Consider the following 18438-nt stretch of genomic DNA (forward strand, 5'->3'; position numbering starts at 1 on the left):
GATTGCCACAATAGCCGGGCGCAAGGGCTTGCCGTTCACAATGAGCATTGCCAGCTTGGCAAGGATGGCCTGCTCCGGAGATAAGACTTCACACATCAATTTACATTCTTGGCGCTGGTTTGACAGGAATAAAAAAACGGGGGCTTGCGCCCCCGTTCTCTTTTCTGCTCAAGACAATCAGTGATCGTCGCCGCCAAAACCGGACATGCCGGTCGCTTCGGCGATTTCTGATTCTGCGCGCGCCAGGCGTTCGGCCTGGAGCACGGCATGGCGCTCTTCGGCTTCCCAGTTTTCCTTTTCCTTGCGCGCACGGTGGAAGGCCAGACCGGTGCCGGCTGGAATCAGTCGGCCCACAATCACGTTTTCCTTCAAGCCGCGCAGGCTGTCTTTCTTGCCCATGATCGCCGCTTCGGTCAGCACGCGCGTGGTTTCCTGGAACGATGCCGCCGAAATGAAGGAGTCAGTGGACAAGCTGGCCTTGGTAATACCCAGCAACACGTTTTCGTAGTTGGCCGGGATCTTGGCCAAAGCGTTGACGCGGTCGTTTTCGTCCAGCAGCTCGGAGCGTTCCACCTGCTCGCCAACGATGTAGTTGGTGTCGCCGGCGTCGGTGATCTGCACGCGGCGCAGCATCTGACGCACAATCACTTCAATGTGCTTGTCATTGATCTTCACGCCTTGCAGACGGTACACGTCCTGCACTTCGTCAACGATGTAGCGCGCCAGCGCGTCGATACCCAGCAAGCGCAGAATGTCTTGCGGATCAGCCGGGCCGTCCACAATCATTTCACCCTTGTTCACCACCTGGCCGTCATGCACCAGCACTTGCTTGTCCTTGGTGATCAGGAACTCATGCTTGTTGCCGTCCATGTCGGTGATTTCCAAGCGCTGCTTGCCCTTGGTTTCTTTACCGAAGGCCACCGTACCGGTGACTTCCGCCAGCATGCCGGCGTCTTTCGGGGAACGCGCTTCAAACAATTCGGCCACACGCGGCAGACCGCCGGTAATGTCACGGGTTTTTTGCGATTCGGTCGGAATACGCGCCAACACTTCACCCACCGAGACTTGCTGACCGTCTTTCACGGTGATCAGCGCGCCCACCTGGAAGCCGATCGTCACCGAGTGTTCGGTGCCGGCAATCTTCACTTCTTCGCCGGCGTCGTTCAACAGTTTCACCTGCGGACGCATGCTCTTGGTGGAGGTGCTGCGGCTCTTGGCGTCGATCACCACCAGGGTCGAGATACCGGTGTTTTCGTCTTCCTGACGGGCCACGGTGACGCCTTCTTCCACATTCTCGAAACGCACGGTGCCGGCGTATTCGGTAATGATCGGACGGGTCAGCGGGTCCCAGGTGGCGAGTGCGGCGCCGGCCTTGACTTGCATGCCGTCTTTGACGTTCAGGGTCGCGCCGTACGGCACTTTATGACGTTCACGCTCACGGCCATGGTCGTCGGTGATCAGCACTTCGCCGGAACGCGAAATCACGATCTGGTTGCCCTTGCCATTCGTCACATAACGCATGGTGGCGGTGAAACGGATCACGCCGTTGGACTTGGCTTCAACCGAGGAGGCGACTGCCGCACGCGATGCCGCACCACCGATGTGGAAGGTACGCATGGTCAGCTGGGTGCCCGGTTCGCCGATCGACTGCGCCGCCACCACACCGACGGCTTCGCCGACGTTGACCAGCTGGCCACGGCCCAGATCGCGGCCATAGCACTTGGCGCACAGACCGTAGCGGGTTTCGCAGGTCAGCGCGGTGCGCACTTTCACTTCGTCGATGGACAGACGTTCGATCTCTTCCACCATGTCTTCGTCCAGCAGCGTGCCGGCCGGGTACAGGGTAGCCTGGGTTTCCGGGTTGATGACGTCGGTAGCGGCAACGCGGCCCAGAATACGGTCACGCAGCGCTTCAATCACTTCACCGCCTTCGACCAGCGCCTTCATCGAGGAGCCGTTCATGGTGCCGCAATCTTCTTCGATCACCACCAGATCCTGGGTCACGTCCACCAGACGGCGGGTCAGGTAACCGGAGTTCGCGGTCTTCAATGCGGTATCCGCCAGACCTTTACGCGCGCCGTGGGTCGAGATGAAGTACTGCAACACGTTCAGACCTTCGCGGAAGTTCGCGGTAATCGGCGTTTCAATAATCGAGCCGTCCGGCTTCGCCATCAGGCCGCGCATACCGGCCAGCTGACGGATCTGCGCCGCGCTGCCGCGCGCGCCGGAGTCGGCCATCATGTAAATCGAGTTGAACGATTCTTGATGCGATTCCGTGCCGTCGCGTTTGGTGACAGGCTCCACTTTGAGATGATCCATCATCGCCTTGCCGACTTCGTCACCGGCCTTGCCCCAGATGTCCACCACCTTGTTGTAGCGTTCGCCGGCGGTCACCAGACCGGAAGCGTATTGCTGTTCGATCTGCTTGACTTCGTGTTCAGCAGCGCTGATCAGCTTCACTTTTTGCGTCGGCACCAGCATATCGTCCACGCAAATCGAGATGCCGGCGCGGATCGCCAGACGGAAGCCGGATTGCATCAGCTTGTCGGCGAAAATCACAGTCGCATGCAGGCCGCACTTGCGGAACGAGGTGTTGATCAGCTTGGAAATTTCTTTCTTCTTCAGGGCGCGGTTCAAGACCGAGAACGGCAAGCCCTTGGGCAGAATTTCCGACAAAATCGCACGGCCCACCGTGGTTTCATAGCGGGTTTCGGTGCGCACGAATTCGCGCGTCACCGGGTCACGCGGGTTTTCGATAATGCGCACGGTGATGCGGCTGGTCAGCTCCACTTCCTTGTTGTCCCAGGCGCGCAGCACTTCGGCGACGTCGGTAAACATCATGCCTTCGCCCTTGCCGTTGATGCGTTCGCGGGTGGCGTAGTACAGACCCAGCACGATATCCTGCGACGGCACGATAGACGGTTCGCCGTTGGACGGGAACAGAATATTGTTGGAGGCCATCATCAAGGCGCGTGCTTCCATTTGCGCTTCAATCGAGAGCGGGACGTGAACTGCCATCTGGTCGCCGTCGAAGTCAGCATTGAATGCCGCGCACACCAGCGGGTGCAGCTGAATTGCTTTACCTTCGATCAGCACCGGTTCAAACGCTTGAATGCCCAGACGGTGCAGGGTCGGCGCACGGTTCAACATCACCGGATGTTCGCGGATCACTTCTTCCAGAATGTCCCACACCACCGGTTCCTGGATTTCCACCAGTTTCTTGGCGGCTTTAATCGTGGTCGCCAGACCCATCAACTCCAGTTTGTTGAAGATGAAGGGTTTGAACAATTCCAGCGCCATCAATTTCGGCAGACCGCATTGATGCAATTTGAGCTGCGGGCCCACCACAATCACCGAACGGCCAGAGTAGTCAACGCGCTTACCCAGCAGGTTTTGACGGAAACGGCCGCCCTTACCTTTGATCATTTCAGCCAGCGATTTCAGCGGACGCTTGTTGGCGCCGGTCATCGCTTTGCCGCGACGGCCATTGTCCAGCAGCGAGTCAACTGCTTCTTGCAGCATGCGCTTTTCATTGCGGGTGATGATTTCTGGTGCGCGCAATTCCATCAGACGTTTCAGACGGTTGTTGCGGTTGATCACGCGGCGATACAAATCATTCAGGTCAGAGGTGGCGAAACGGCCACCGTCCAGCGGCACCAGCGGACGCAGTTCCGGCGGCAACACCGGCAGCACTTCCATAATCATCCAGTCCGGCTTGATGCCGGAGCGCTGGAATGCTTCCAGCACTTTCAGACGCTTGGCGTATTTCTTGATCTTGGCTTCAGACTTGGATTCACGCAGTTCGACGCGCAGGGCTTCCGCGTCGCGGTCGATGTCGATCGAGCGCAACAGTTCGCGAATGCCTTCCGCGCCCATCATGGCGGTGAAGTCGTCGCCGTATTCTTCATACTTGGCGGCGTAGTCGTCTTCGGACATGATCTGGCACTTTTTCAGCGGCGTCATGCCGGGATCGGTCACCACATAAGCTTCAAAGTACAGTACGCGTTCAATGTCGCGCAGGGTCATGTCCAGCACCATGCCCAGACGGGAGGGCAGGGACTTCAGGAACCAGATGTGGGCGACCGGCGAAGCCAGTTCGATATGGCCCATGCGCTCACGGCGCACTTTGGCCAGGGTCACTTCCACACCGCACTTTTCGCAAATCACGCCGCGATGTTTCAGGCGTTTGTATTTGCCGCACAGGCATTCATAGTCTTTGATCGGGCCGAAGATTTTGGCGCAAAACAGGCCATCGCGCTCCGGCTTGAAAGTACGGTAGTTAATGGTTTCCGGCTTTTTGACTTCGCCATACGACCAGGAACGGATTTTCTCAGGCGACGCCAGGCCGATTTTGATGGCGTCGAAAACTTCAGTTTGCTGAACTTGCTTGAACAGATCGAGCAGGGCTTTCATGTATCACTCCACAAGGCGTGAATGCGCTATAGCGCATGAATTCATACGGTACTAATGCCCTGCGCCTTGCGGCGCAGGGTGATCGCGCAATTACTCGCGCTCAAGGTCGATATCGATACCGAGCGAGCGGATTTCCTTCACCAACACGTTGAAGGATTCCGGCATGCCGGCGTCGATCACATGGTCGCCCTTGACCAGGTTCTCATACACTTTGGTACGGCCATTCACGTCGTCCGACTTGACGGTCAACATTTCCTGCAGCACATACGAGGCGCCATACGCTTCCAGCGCCCAGACTTCCATCTCACCGAAGCGCTGACCGCCGAACTGCGCTTTACCGCCCAACGGCTGCTGGGTCACCAGCGAGTACGGGCCGGTGGAGCGTGCATGCATCTTGTCGTCCACCAGATGGTGCAGTTTCAGCACGTGCATATAGCCCACGGTGACGTTGCGCTCGAACGCTTCGCCGGTGCGGCCATCGTACATCGTGACCTGATTCTTGGACGGCGTCATGCCCAGCTTCTTGGCGATCGGGTCCGGATAGGCCAGATCCAGCATGCGGCGGATTTCCTCTTCATTGGCGCCGTCGAACACCGGGGTGGCGAACGGCACGCCATTGCGCAGGTTATGCGCCAGATGCATGATTTCCTCATCGCTGAACTGATCCAGCTCTTCGGCGCGACCGGTTTCGTTGTAGATCGTGGTCAGGAATTCACGCACGCGCTCCACTTCGGCCTTGGCTTTCAACATATCATTGATACGCCAGCCCAGACCTTTCGCGGCCCAGCCCAAGTGGGTTTCCAGAATCTGACCGACGTTCATACGCGACGGCACGCCCAGCGGGTTCAGCACGATGTCGGCAGTGGTGCCATCAGCCATGTACGGCATGTCTTCCACCGGCACAATACGCGAGACCACACCCTTGTTACCGTGGCGGCCTGCCATCTTGTCGCCCGATTGCAGGCGGCGTTTCACAGCCAGATACACCTTCACCATCTTCTGCACGCCAGGTTGCAACTCGTCGCCCTGGGTCAGCTTCTTGCGTTTTTCTTCAAACGCCAGATCGAATTGGTGACGCTTTTCATTGATCGATTCTTTGATCGCTTCCAGCGCGGTGGCCAGATCGTCATCCGCCGGGCGGATGTCGAACCAGTGGTAGCGGTCCAGATCGTCCAGGTATTCCTTGGTGATCTTGGCGCCCTTGGCCAGTTTCTTCGGCCCGCCGTTGACAACTTTACCGAGCAACATCCGTTCCAAACGCTGGAAGGCGTCGCCTTCCACAATACGCATCTGGTCGTTCAGGTCGAGGCGATAGCGCTTGAGTTCATCGTCGATGATCTGTTGCGCGCGCTTGTCACGCTGGATGCCTTCGCGGGTGAAGACTTGCACGTCGATCACGGTGCCCACCATGCCGGACGGCACGCGCAGCGAGGTGTCTTTCACGTCGGAGGCTTTTTCGCCGAAGATCGCGCGCAGCAGTTTTTCTTCCGGGGTCAGCTGGGTTTCGCCCTTCGGCGTCACTTTACCGACCAGCACGTCGCCGGCTTGCACTTCAGCGCCGATGTACACGATGCCGGATTCATCCAGACGCGCCAGCTGGTTTTCGGCCAGATTGGAGATATCGCGGGTGATTTCTTCCGGCCCCAGTTTGGTGTCGCGCGCCACCACGGACAGTTCTTCGATATGGATCGAGGTGTAGCGGTCGTGTTCCACCACTTTTTCCGAGATCAAAATCGAGTCTTCGAAGTTCAAACCGTTCCACGGCATGAACGCCACCAGCATGTTTTGCCCCAGCGCCAATTCGCCCAGGTCGGTCGAAGCGCCGTCAGCAATCACGTCGCCCTTGGCCACGCGGTCGCCCACTTTGACGATAGGACGCTGGTTGATATTGGTGTTCTGGTTGGAACGGGTGTATTTGATCAGGTTGTAGATGTCCACGCCGACTTCACCCGCCACCGCTTCCTCGTCGTTGACGCGGATCACGACGCGGCCTGCGTCGATGTAGTCCACCACGCCGCCACGGGTCGCTTGCACGGTGGTGCCGGAGTCAACCGCCACCGTGCGTTCGATGCCGGTGCCGACCAGCGCTTTTTCCGGACGCAAGCAAGGCACGGCCTGGCGTTGCATGTTGGCGCCCATCAATGCGCGGTTCGCGTCATCGTGCTCAAGGAAAGGAATCAGCGACGCCGCCACCGACACCACCTGCCCCGGGGCCACGTCCATGTACTGCACGCGCTCCGGCGAGACCAGAATGGTTTCACCTGCTTGACGCGAGGACACCAGTTCGTCGCACAGCTTGCCCTCATTGTTAATGGTGGCGTTCGCCTGCGCGATCACGTAGCGCCCTTCTTCAATCGCCGACAGGAAGTCGATCTGATCGGTCACGGCGGTGTTTTCCACTTTACGATACGGGGTTTCCAGGAAACCATATTCGTTCAAGCGGGCGTACAGCGCCAGCGAGTTGATCAAGCCAATGTTCGGGCCTTCCGGGGTTTCAATCGGGCACACGCGGCCATAGTGGGTCGGGTGCACGTCGCGCACCTCGAAGCCGGCGCGTTCACGCGTCAAACCGCCCGGGCCGAGTGCGGAGACGCGGCGCTTGTGGGTGATTTCCGACAGCGGATTGGTTTGGTCCATAAATTGCGACAGCTGGGAAGAGCCGAAGAATTCACGGATCGCGGCAGAGATCGGTTTGCTGTTGATCAGGTCGTGCGGCATCAGGTTGTCGGTCTCGGCCTGGCCCAGACGTTCCTTGACTGCGCGTTCGACACGCACCAGACCGGCGCGGAATTGGTTTTCCGCCAATTCGCCGACGCAACGCACGCGGCGATTGCCCAAATGGTCGATATCGTCGATTTCGCCACGGCCATTGCGCAGCTCAACCAGAATCTTGATCACGGCCAGAATGTCATCGTTCGACAGAGTCATGTCGCCGGTCAGTTCATCGCGGCCAATGCGGCGGTTGAACTTCATGCGGCCCACTGCCGACAGGTCGTAACGCTCGGCGCTGTAGAACAGGCCGTTGAACAGCGCTTCCACCGATTCTTCGGTCGGCGGTTCGCCCGGGCGCATCATGCGATAAATCGCAATCTTGGCGGCCACCTGGTCAGCGGTGTCGTCAGTGCGCAGGGTTTGCGAGATATAGCCGCCCTGATCCAGATCGTTGGTGTACAAGGTCTGGATGTCGGTCACGCGCGCTTCGCGCAGACGCGCCAACAGTTCATCGGTCAACTCATCATTGGCGTTGGCCACCACTTCGCCATCCGGGCTGACCACATTCGTGGCCAGCACGCGGCCCAGCAAATAATCTTCCGGTACGGAGATGTATTTGATGCCGGCGTTCTGGATGTCGCGCACATGGCGCGAATTGATACGCTTGTCCTTGGTGACGATGGTTTTGCCGGTTTTGTCAACGATGTCAAAACGCGCCACTTCGCCACGCAGACGTTCGGAGATGAATTCCATTTCTGCGCCTTCCGAACGCAGCATGAAATTATCGAACATGAAGAAATGCGCCAGGATCTGTTCCGGCGTCATGCCAATCGCTTTGAGCAGGATGGTCACTGGCATCTTGCGGCGACGGTCAACGCGGAAGTACAGAATATCCTTGGGATCGAATTCAAAGTCGAGCCAGGAACCGCGATAAGGAATGATACGCGCGGAGAACAGCAGCTTGCCCGAGGAGTGGGTTTTGCCGCGATCGTGCTCGAAAAACACGCCAGGCGAGCGGTGCAACTGCGATACAATCACACGCTCTGTCCCGTTAATCACGAATGAGCCGGTCGAAGTCATCAAAGGCAATTCGCCCATATAGACTTCCTGCTCCTTCATTTCTTTCACGACCGGTTTGGTCGGCGAATCCTTATCCAGGATCACCAGACGCACGCGGGCGCGCAACGGCGACGCAAAGGTCAAGCCACGTTGTTGGCATTCCTTCACGTCAAACGGAGGATCACCCAGTACGTAAGAGAGAAACTCCAGCCGCGCAAAACCATTGTGCGAGACGATAGGGAAAATCGAGGAGAAAGCCGATTGCAATCCCTCATTCTTACGTTGGGATGGGGCGCGCTCCGCTTGCAGGAAACCCGTATACGACTCAAGCTGGGTTGCCAACAGGAACGGTACCTGGTGAACGTTAGCGCGTTTCGCGAACGACTTGCGGATACGCTTCTTCTCAGTAAATGAGTAGTGCATGAACACTCCGTGAGTGACAGGAAGGATAGAGATTTCAGATGTCAGGATGGACATCTCAAGTCTTTACCCTTCTCGTATTGCGCCAGGCGATTCCCGCGTTGCCCGGTTTTCCAAACGACAAAGGAGCCAAAGCCGTTCCCCCTCTCTTGCGAGCAGGTTCCAGACTTTGGCTCAGGCGCGTCGCGGGACGCGCCACTTTTTCCAGCAAATATTACTTCAGATCGGCTTTAGCGCCAGCTTCTTCCAGCTTCTTCTTAGCGGCTTCAGCGTCAGCCTTGGCCAGGCCTTCCTTAACAGGCTTCGGAGCGCCGTCCACCAGGTCTTTGGCTTCCTTCAGACCCAGGCCGGTGATTTCACGCACTGCCTTAATCACGCCAACTTTGTTAGCGCCGATTTCGGACAGGATCACGGTGAATTCGGTTTGCTCTTCAACTGCTGCAGCAGCAGCGCCGCCGCCAGCTGCCGGAGCTGCCATAGCAGCTGCGGACACGCCAAATTTTTCTTCGAAAGCTTTCACCAGTTCATGCAATTCCATCACGGACATTGCGCCGACTGCTTCCAGGATATCTTCCTTGCTGATTGCCATTTGAAACTCCTAATTAATTCAGTATAAATCCAGTAAGTATTGACGAGGGAAAGGCAAAAGGCATTAAGCCTCGACGCCTTCGCCCTTCTGTGCCGCCAAAGCAGCCAAACCACGCGCAAATGCCGACACCGGAGCTTGCATAACGCCCAACAATTGGGACAGCAGCACTTCACGGCTCGGAATGCTGGCCAGGGCGATCACGCCTGCCTTGTCCAGCTGTTTGCCTGCGTAGTTACCTGCCTTCACAACCAGTTTGTCATTGGTTTTAGCAAAGTCAGCGAGGACTTTAGCTGCAGCCACTGCATCTTCCGAGATCGCATAGATCAACGGACCGGTCATTTCAGAGGACAGGTTGGCGAATTGCGTGCCATCCACAGCGCGACGAGCGAGCGTGTTTTTCAACACGCGCAGGTACACGCCCTGGGCACGCGCTTTTGCGCGCAGTTGCGTCAAGTGACTCACCTGGATGCCACGATATTCGGCTACGGCGATGGTCTGTGCCTTTGCAACATGTGCAGACACTTCTTCAACGACGGCCTTCTTGCCATTCAGATCGAGACTCACGGTCAACCTCCAAAAGTGGTATGAGATTTACATCCCACACCGTTTCGAACACGGCGTCCGACGTTCAGGAGTTCCACTGTCGCAACAGATTGATACGCAGTGCTACTACATTCGTTCGGGTACACCATCTGCGTTGGGCGCTGCTGAAGCCAGCGTTTAAGCGTTTGCGTGTTGCGCCCGCCCCAACGGTCTTTGATTGTCCAATGCTCATACTGCAGCACTGGCCCAAAGCAACGCCCGGCCTGGCTTGCGCCATACCGGGGCTTTAAATTTATTACGCAGCCAGAGCAGCGTGATCAACACGCACGCCGATGCCCATGGTCGAGGACAGCGACACGCGGCGCATGTACACGCCTTTGCTGGAAGCCGGCTTGGCCTTGTTCAGCGCTTCGATCAGCGCCATCAGGTTCGACTTCAGCTGGTCTTCGGTGAAAGACTTGCGGCCAATGGTGGCGTGAATGATGCCCGACTTGTCGGTACGATATTGCACCTGACCAGCCTTGGCGTTCTTCACAGCAGTCGCCACGTCCGGGGTCACTGTGCCAACCTTCGGGTTCGGCATCAAACCGCGCGGGCCCAGGATTTGACCCAGGGTGCCGACGATACGCATGGTGTCCGGGGAAGCAATCACGATGTCAAACGGCATGTCGCCGGCTTTGACGCGTTCTGCCAGATCTTCCATACCGACCACATCAGCGCCGGCAGCTTTCGCCGCTTCAGCTTTGTCGCCGGTGGCGAACACTGCCACACGCACGGATTTGCCAGTACCAGCCGGCAGCACGACAGAGCCGCGCACCACTTGGTCGGATTTCTTCGGATCCACGCCGAGTTGCACAGCAACGTCGATGGATTCATTGAATTTGGCGGTTGCGCATTCCTTCACCAGCGCCACAGCGGCGGTGAATTCATAGGACTTGGTGCGGTCAACCTTGGCTTTTTGCGCTTTTACGCGTTTGGATACTTTTGCCATTTTACAGACCCTCCACCTTGATACCGATCGAACGTGCGGAACCGGCGATGGTGCGCACAGCGGCGTCCATGTCAGCAGCAGTCAGATCCGGGGTTTTGATCTTGGCGATTTCTTCGGCTTGCGCACGGGTCAGGGAACCAACCTTGTCGGTGTGCGGGCGGGAAGAACCTTTTTGCACGTTGGCAAATTTCTTGATCAGATAAGTTGCCGGCGGCGTCTTCATCACGAAAGAGAAAGACTTGTCGGCGAAAGCGGTGATCACCACCGGGATCGGCATGCCGGGTTCCATACCTTGGGTCTGCGCATTGAATGCTTTGCAGAATTCCATGATGTTCAAACCGCGTTGACCGAGCGCCGGACCGATCGGCGGGGAAGGATTTGCTTTACCAGCTGGCACTTGCAGCTTGATAAAGCCAATAATTTTCTTTGCCATGATGGCTCCTGTTGAAATGAGTGATAGCGCCTTGCAGGCTTGGCTTCCCGCAAGGCTCCTCTACCGGATTTAACGCTCCGACGGGCGTACAGCAGGCCGCACCAGGCGGCCAATGTTCTTGCTTATACTTTCTCGACCTGGCCGAATTCAAGTTCGACCGGAGTGGCGCGGCCAAAAATTGTGACCGATACGCGCACTTTCGATTTTTCGTAATTGACTTCTTCGACATTGCCGTTGAAATCGGTGAACGGGCCATCCTTGATGCGCACCATTTCGCCCACTTCGTACAGCACTTTGGGACGCGGCTTCTCGATGCCATCCTGCATTTGTTGCATGATGCGTTCGATTTCACGGGTCGGCACAGGCGTCGGCTTATTCGACTTGCCGCCAATGAAGCCAGTCACTTTCGCGGTGTTTTTCACCAAGTGCCAGGTTTCATCCGTCATTTCCATTTCCACCAGCACATAGCCAGGCAGGAAACGGCGCTCAGAAACCGACTTATGACCATTCTTGACTTCCACCACTTCTTCGATGGGAACCAGAATCTGGCCGAATTGTTCTTGCATGCCGGCGCGCTCTACGCGCTCAACCAGCGCGCGTTGCACGCTTTTTTCCATACCGGAATAGACATGCACCACATACCAGCGCTTGTTACCGGTCGGCGTATAAGCACTAACCGCCGGAGCGGCGGTTTGGTCTTCTTGCAGGTTTTCAGTCATTTTTTCCAACCCAGAATCAAGTCGTAAAGCACATACTCCAGAATCTTGTCAACACCCCACAAGAACAGCGACATCACAAACACAAAGGCAAAAACCACTGCGGTGACTTGCATCGCTTCTTTGCGTGAAGGCCAAACGACTTTGCGCGTCTCACGAACAGATTCTTTGGCGAAAGAAAGGAAGTTCCGGCCCGGGCCGGATGTCCACAGAATGCCAACGGCCAACACCAAGCCGCCAAACAGGGGCAAAGAGCGCTGCCAAGTTGGAGATCCTGCGAGGAAATAAAAAGCGACGATGCCCGCAATCGCGAACACCAACGCCAAACTGACCTTAATCTTGTCACTAGACGGCGTTACGGTCTCAACGGATTGGTTCGACATACGTACACTTTCGGCGCTTGACGCCATTTTTGTGGCAGGGGCAGAGGGAATCGAACCCCCAACCTTCGGTTTTGGAGACCGACGCTCTGCCAATTGAGCTATACCCCTAGGTTGATTGCTTGCCCCGGACAATCCCCGGGGCTGGATTAAAACTGATACCGATTACTCGATGATCTTGGCAACCACGCCGGCGCCAACAGTACGGCCACCTTCACGGATTGCGAAACGCAGGCCTTCTTCCATCGCGATCGGGTTGATCAGGGTGACAGTGATACCCACGTTGTCACCCGGCATCACCATTTCTTTACCTTCCGGCAACTGGATGGCGCCAGTCACGTCGGTGGTGCGGAAATAGAACTGCGGACGGTAGTTCGAGAAGAACGGGGTGTGACGACCACCTTCGTCTTTCGACAGAACGTACACTTCGCTGGTGAACTTGGTGTGCGGAGTGATCGAACCCGGCTTAGCCAGCACTTGACCACGCTCCACGTCTTCACGCTTGGTGCCGCGCAGCAGCAGACCAACGTTGTCGCCAGCTTGACCTTGATCCAGCAGCTTGCGGAACATTTCTACGCCGGTGCAAGTGGTTTTGGCGGTGTCGCGGATACCCACGATTTCGATTTCTTCGCCGACTTTGATGATGCCGCGTTCCACACGACCGGTCACCACGGTGCCACGGCCAGAGATCGAGAACACGTCTTCCACCGGCATCAGGAATGCGCCGTCAACAGCGCGTTCCGGTTGCGGAATGTAGGAGTCCAGAGCGTTGCCCAGTTCGATGATCTTGGCTTCCCACTTGGCATCACCTTCCAGTGCCGGACGCGCTGCGCCACGGATCACCGGCAGATCGTCGCCCGGGAAGTCGTACTTGGACAGCAGCTCGCGCACTTCCATTTCGACCAGTTCCAGCAACTCTTCATCGTCAACCAGATCGCACTTGTTCAGGAACACGATGATGTAAGGCACGCCCACCTGACGGGCCAACAGGATGTGCTCACGGGTTTGCGGCATCGGGCCGTCAGTAGCAGCCACCACCAGGATTGCGCCATCCATCTGCGCAGCGCCGGTAATCATGTTCTTGATGTAGTCGGCGTGACCCGGGCAGTCAACGTGAGCGTAGTGACGGCCAGCGGTTTCGTATTCGATGTGAGCGGTGTTGATGGTGATGCCGCGCGCTTTTTCTTCCGGCGCTGCGTCAATCTTGTCAAACTCGGTTGCAGTGCCGCCATAGGTCTTGGCCAGCACAGCGGAGATTGCCGCGGTCAGCGTGGTTTTACCATGATCGACGTGGCCAATCGTGCCGACATTGACGTGCGGTTTTGTCCGCTCAAACTTTTCCTTTGCCATTTTCGACTCCTAACGATTCGATGAGATTATTCAGGCACGCCGCCCGACCATAAACACCAGTTTCAAAACGATGGTGCCCTTGACGTGGATTGAACACGTGACCTCTCCCTTACCAAGGGAGTGCTCTACCACTGAGCTACAAGGGCATTACTTTGCTTTTGCGCGCCTTCGCTATCGCAGCGAGTCTCACAAAATCAACATCCAAAACAACGACGCAAAGAACTGGAGCGGGTGAAGGGAATCGAACCCTCGTCGTAAGCTTGGAAGGCTTCTGCTCTACCATTGAGCTACACCCGCCGCGAGGCATCCCTTTCATCCGGTTGCACTTTGCGCCGATGAAAAATTCTTGGTGGAGGGGGACGGATTCGAACCATCGTACTCATAAGAGGGCAGATTTACAGTCTGCTGCCTTTAACCACTCGGCCACCCCTCCATACAGAACCGCAGATTATGAAGATATTCAAAAATGCTGTCAAGCGTTTTATCACATCTTTCTTCGCGATCATTTTTCCTGCTTTGCAGCTTCGGCTTAACGAAGCAGGAAAGACAGAAATTATAGGCGAGTTTTTTAGAAATGGGAAGATTTTTTATGAAGAAATATTGCGAAACGCAAATCCGGTCTCAAAACCGGCTTAGCGCGCACTCAAAGCCGCCAATACTTGGGCCTTAAGCGCCTTGATCAGCGCTGTTTCATCCGGCGGCACACCTTCCGGGGCGGTCTTGGTGCGATCTGCGTAAAACAAGCCCAATTGCACCTTTTGCATTGATAAGGGCAACACGATGAAGCTGCGCGCATCCGGCAACAAGGCGCGATGCCAGATCGGCAGCAGATCGCGCACCTTGGCCACGGTGGAGTCAGCAATCATCAGATCCGCATCATTTTCCATGGCCAGATGAAATAAATCACGCGTCGGCGCGATCGGAAAATTAAAGCCGGCCTGGCGCGACAAATGATCCTCCCCCAGAGCCAGACGCGAACGGTACATATTCGTTTTCATGTCCTTTAAGCAAACCACGGCGAAGCGGAAACCCATACTGCGATACAGGGTTTCCAGCGCCAGCAGGATCAACTCATTGACGCGATAACGCCCGGAGGCCCGCATTTGCGTGACATCCTGCACCCCTGCCAACAATAAATCGCGCGCATTTAAGGGCTTGCCACTGGGATGGCGCGCTTCGCTGTGCTCGCTGGGCGAATTCAAAGTTGCTTCTTGCAACACCGCCGGCAGGGAAGAGCCTTCATCCACCCCCATTTCCAAATCCACGCTGGGCGCGCCGCCCATGCTTTGCGGTTTGGGGCGGGCCAGATTGGCGGCATTGGCGGCGCTCAATAAATTCAATGACTCGGCCAGGGTGGTGATTTCATCGGAAACCGTGGCGAATAACTGGCTCAGTTTTTCCAAGTCAAGGCCCAGCGCAGCGCCATATTTTTCCAACAGCGCATCGCATGCATTCTCTGCTTGCGGCTCGCCCATGCGCGGAATCAGTTTGCCGGCCTCCGCCGAAAATGCGGCGACAATACGCAGCCATTCGCTGCGGCTTTTCGGCGCTTTATAAGGCGGATTGCCGGGCAATGCGCTCTGCGCCTGAATAATTGCTTCGGGTATGCCCCACTCCATCAAGACCGCCTCGCCCAGCGCTTCGTAAGAGACGCCCAGCATTTGCGATGATGCCTGCGTGGAAGGCTTGCCGCGCTCCACCAGATCGCGGATTTCCAGATATAAAGCAGGTTCGTGCGAAGCCACCAGCATCGGGCCGAGATTTTTGAAGAGCGCGGCAATCGATGCCTCTTCCGGCCCCTGATAATTACTGCGGCGCGCCAGTTCTCGCCCAACCAGGCTGGCGTACAGTGAAGCAAGCAATTCTTTTTTGACCAGTGTGGCTTGTTTTTGATTGGCCAGCTTGTCCACCAGCAGCATCGCCAAAGCGCTGGATTTGACGGTATCGTAACCGAGCAAAAAAATCGCGCGCGAAATCGTGGTGACTGGCGCGCTGGATTTGGTGCGATAGCAAACGGTATTGGAAACGCGGAGTAATTTTTGCGTCAGCGCCACATCCGACATCACGTAATACGCCAGACTGTGGGTGTCTTCATCATCGGAAGAAGCCAATTCCACCACCCTGGAAACCGCGCCACCCAAGGCCAACAGATCCGCATTGGTCTTGAATTTTTCCACCATCGCATCGCGCACCATGGATTTGGCGCCGTAGTTTTCCGGAAATGTAAATGATGGTGTGTGCATCGCTGTTTTCCAGTGCAGGCAGGGTTAAACCATTATAAATCAGATAAGCCCAAAATAAATGGTGTTCCCCTCAGCCCTGCGCCCGGCGGGTGGCATTCTCCTTGGAAGGCGCCCGTCCGGGTTGAATCTTGTATTTCTTCAATATTTGTTGGTGCAAGCTGGCCAGGGCCGGTAATTTGCTGTTGATTGGATCCAGCTTGCGCACGGTGCTGATCAAGGACAAGGCATACTCGCCCAAACGGTCATCCCAGCCCATATTTTCCAGACATTTCAGCACAGCCACAGCGGCATTGAACACCACAGTAGGATTGTCCGGGAGCTTGTTGACCGCTTCAGCCATCAACGACACCGCGCCGCGATAGTCGCCTTCTTTTGCTCTGGCGGCGCCGTTTTGCACCAGATCCACCACCTGTTGCCGCGCCTCTTGCGCCAAAGCCTGTCCCAAATCGCCATGGCCGGCCCGCTCAAACACCGCCACTGCCTTGGCCATCGCAGCATTATTTTGCGCATTCCGCATCACATCGCGCATCACTTCTTTGGCGCCATCCTCGTGCTCATGCTCCAGGCAGTTGCGCGCCAATTCCATTTTCAAATCATTTGATAAACCGAGCGTGTCTTTTAACAACTCAACCGCATTATCGAGCGATTCATTCAAGCGCAATTCATCACCCGTCAGTTCATACACCATGGCGGATGAAATCGCGCTGCAGGCCGGCGTGTTTTTCAAATTCCCCATTGAGCGGTCTAAATCGCGGATCACCGCCTTGGCCTGCTCCGGGTCGCCTTTCTTGATCAGGGTTTTGACCAGCTTCACATGGTCTTCCGGATCACGGAATTCTGAATATTTGACCTTGCTGACGACTTGCTTCAAGACTTTTTCAGCGGTATCGACATCGCCCGTTTCCATCGCCACTTCGCCCAGTTTGCGCAAGCGCCGCACCGCATGAGGGGACACAGCAACAGCGCTGGAAAGGACTTCCTGGCTGCGCTGCAGCTGGCCCACCGCTTCATAGGTCTTGGCCAGCCAGTCATAGGCATCCACAAATTTTTTGTTATTCGACACCAGGGATTCAAGAATTGACTGCGCTTCGGCGAAACGCTCCTGCATAAACATGGATTTCGCCAGCCCCAGCCTGGCCCAGGCAATCGCCTTGGACTCATACAGTGCGTTGTAAATCGGCTCAGCCTCTTTCGGCTCACCCAGCAGCATATGCAACTCCGCGCGCAGGCGCAGGAAATCGATGGCAAAGCGGGGAAATTTATTCGCCCCCTCGGCACAAATCATAATCGCTTCGCGATGACTGCCCATGTCCATCAATTGATACACGGGCAAAAACACATTGCGCTTTTCCAATGCCTTGCCAATGCGCTCAAGCAGGCGGTCGGCAGTGAAGGGTTTGAGAATGTAGTCGGTTGGCGCGAGTTCAGCCGCGCTGACGACTTTGCCGTAACCGCCTTCGGCTGTCACCATGAAGAACATGGTGGCCAGGGTGATTAATTGATGATGCCGCAAGTCTTCCAGCAATTGCTGCCCATCCTGCCCGCCGTCCAAATCATATTCGCACAAAATAATGTCGAACGTTTTTGTCGATAAATGGCGGATTGCAGGCCCGGAACCGCCTGCATGCTCGATCTTGGTCAAACCGCACTGATTCAGCATATTGTGAATGCTGGAACGCATCCCGGCATGCGGCTCGATTATCAAAGCTGTCAAACCATCGAGTTGGAACATGGCTGGCTTTCAATGTCTGCTCTTTCAGGGTACGCCGTTGTCACAACGGCGCTGGCGCTTGCTACCTGTATATATAACGGCGACTGGCGGAAAAAATCAATTTGCAGTGCACATAACAGAGAAGATTCAGGTTCTGCGCGCAACACTTTGCAGCAAAACCCCGTCAAGCTCATCCCGCATTACGCTTAAACGTCCACCACAAGCTGAATAAGCCAAACACAATCACCACGCCCCCCATCAACAGCACATGCAAACGCAATTGTTCCCAGGCGGCGGCGGCCTGGCTGCCGGCCTGCGTGTTGGACTCATTTTGCAGTGAGATCATTTCATCCAGCGCAGCCTGCCAGTGCGCCATCGGGCCGCCGCGCAAATCACGTTTGGCCAATTCCAGCGCCGCCTGCGGTTCGGTTTCACGCATGCGCTCCAACTTATGCACCAGTTCCAAGGTATCTTTGCGATCCTGGGCGATTTTCATCATCAAGGATTCCTCCTTGCGCGTCCCCTGTTTTTTGATCTGCTTGAGCAAGGCCTCTTCCTGGCGCTGACTTTGTTGCAGACCGTCGGTGTAGCGCTTCTTCAAGTCCACCCCGGGGGTCGGCGGCAGCACGCCCATATACATTTCCAATGCGCGCGACGCAGCTTTGAGAGTGAAGCGCATATCTGACAAGGTGACCAGGCGGGCATTATTGGCTTCCCAGATCGCTTCCATCTCATCCTGAATCTGGATTGAGCGTTTGATGGTATAGGTCGCAATCATGGACACAAACATCAATGCGAGCAGCAACTTCCAACGCGGACTTACCCGCATACTGAAAAAAGACATCACACCCCCCTTTGCATTTAGCGGCAAACCTGGA

General features: G+C 56.3%; 13 protein-coding genes and 4 tRNA genes. 1 reads left to right on the forward strand and 16 read right to left on the reverse strand.

Annotated elements, in window-relative coordinates; translation table 11 throughout:
* Positions 1-177 precede the first annotated feature (177 nt).
* The 15 genes from rpoC to V8J88_RS20135 all read right to left on the reverse strand — a co-directional run bounded on the left by rpoC (position 178) and on the right by V8J88_RS20135 (position 17581).
* A complete protein-coding gene (rpoC, locus tag V8J88_RS20065) occupies positions 178-4413 on the reverse strand; it encodes a DNA-directed RNA polymerase subunit beta' (RefSeq protein WP_338846034.1) in 4236 nt (1411 codons plus the stop codon).
* A gap of 90 nt (positions 4414-4503) precedes the next feature.
* Positions 4504-8607 (reverse strand): DNA-directed RNA polymerase subunit beta, encoded by a 4104-nt coding sequence (gene rpoB / locus V8J88_RS20070; RefSeq protein ID WP_338846035.1) that lies wholly within the window; start codon positions 8605-8607, stop codon positions 4504-4506.
* A 211-nt stretch (positions 8608-8818) separates the two neighbouring features.
* Positions 8819-9193: a 50S ribosomal protein L7/L12 gene (rplL, locus tag V8J88_RS20075; RefSeq protein WP_338846036.1), complete on the reverse strand. Its 375-nt coding sequence runs from the start codon at positions 9191-9193 to the stop codon at positions 8819-8821.
* A 63-nt stretch (positions 9194-9256) separates the two neighbouring features.
* The gene (rplJ, locus tag V8J88_RS20080) at positions 9257-9757 is read right to left on the reverse strand and encodes a 50S ribosomal protein L10 (RefSeq protein WP_338846037.1); all 501 of its coding nucleotides are present in this window, start codon (positions 9755-9757) and stop codon (positions 9257-9259) included.
* 274 nt (positions 9758-10031) lie between these two features.
* Entirely contained in the window at positions 10032-10727 is a 696-nt protein-coding gene (gene rplA, locus V8J88_RS20085) for a 50S ribosomal protein L1 (protein ID WP_338846038.1), read from the reverse strand.
* A 1-nt stretch (position 10728) separates the two neighbouring features.
* The gene (gene rplK, locus V8J88_RS20090; protein ID WP_338846040.1) at positions 10729-11160 is read right to left on the reverse strand and encodes a 50S ribosomal protein L11; all 432 of its coding nucleotides are present in this window, start codon (positions 11158-11160) and stop codon (positions 10729-10731) included.
* A 122-nt stretch (positions 11161-11282) separates the two neighbouring features.
* Complete coding sequence (nusG, locus tag V8J88_RS20095; protein WP_338846041.1) at positions 11283-11879, reverse strand: transcription termination/antitermination protein NusG; 597 nt, start codon at positions 11877-11879, stop codon at positions 11283-11285.
* A complete protein-coding gene (secE, locus tag V8J88_RS20100) occupies positions 11876-12259 on the reverse strand; it encodes a preprotein translocase subunit SecE (RefSeq protein ID WP_338846042.1) in 384 nt (127 codons plus the stop codon). Before secE ends, nusG begins: the two co-directional genes overlap by 4 nt.
* Before the next feature lie 32 nt (positions 12260-12291).
* Positions 12292-12367 (reverse strand) — tRNA-Trp (locus V8J88_RS20105).
* Positions 12368-12421: 54 nt separating this feature from the next.
* Positions 12422-13606 (reverse strand): elongation factor Tu, encoded by a 1185-nt coding sequence (gene tuf / locus V8J88_RS20110; protein ID WP_338846043.1) that lies wholly within the window; start codon positions 13604-13606, stop codon positions 12422-12424.
* Positions 13607-13677: 71 nt separating this feature from the next.
* A tRNA-Thr gene (locus V8J88_RS20115) sits at positions 13678-13752 on the reverse strand.
* Positions 13753-13829: 77 nt separating this feature from the next.
* A tRNA-Gly gene (locus V8J88_RS20120) sits at positions 13830-13903 on the reverse strand.
* 50 nt (positions 13904-13953) lie between these two features.
* Positions 13954-14039 (reverse strand) — tRNA-Tyr (locus tag V8J88_RS20125).
* 199 nt (positions 14040-14238) lie between these two features.
* Positions 14239-15849, reverse strand: coding sequence for an HDOD domain-containing protein (locus tag V8J88_RS20130; RefSeq protein WP_338846044.1), 1611 nt, complete (start codon positions 15847-15849; stop codon positions 14239-14241).
* 70 nt (positions 15850-15919) lie between these two features.
* Complete coding sequence (locus tag V8J88_RS20135) at positions 15920-17581, reverse strand: response regulator (RefSeq protein ID WP_338846045.1); 1662 nt, start codon at positions 17579-17581, stop codon at positions 15920-15922.
* Between V8J88_RS20135 and V8J88_RS20140 the strand changes: the two genes are divergently transcribed.
* A complete protein-coding gene (locus V8J88_RS20140) occupies positions 17474-17770 on the forward strand; it encodes a hypothetical protein (protein WP_338849993.1) in 297 nt (98 codons plus the stop codon). The two genes, V8J88_RS20135 and V8J88_RS20140, sit on opposite strands and share 108 nt — an antisense overlap.
* Here the strand turns inward: V8J88_RS20140 and V8J88_RS20145 are convergent.
* Entirely contained in the window at positions 17751-18404 is a 654-nt protein-coding gene (locus tag V8J88_RS20145) for a hypothetical protein (RefSeq protein WP_338846046.1), read from the reverse strand. The genes V8J88_RS20140 and V8J88_RS20145 overlap by 20 nt on opposite strands.
* Positions 18405-18438 lie beyond the last annotated feature (34 nt).

The organism is Massilia sp. W12 (assembly GCF_037300705.1).
In the GTDB taxonomy this organism is placed as follows: domain Bacteria; phylum Pseudomonadota; class Gammaproteobacteria; order Burkholderiales; family Burkholderiaceae_D; genus JACPVY01.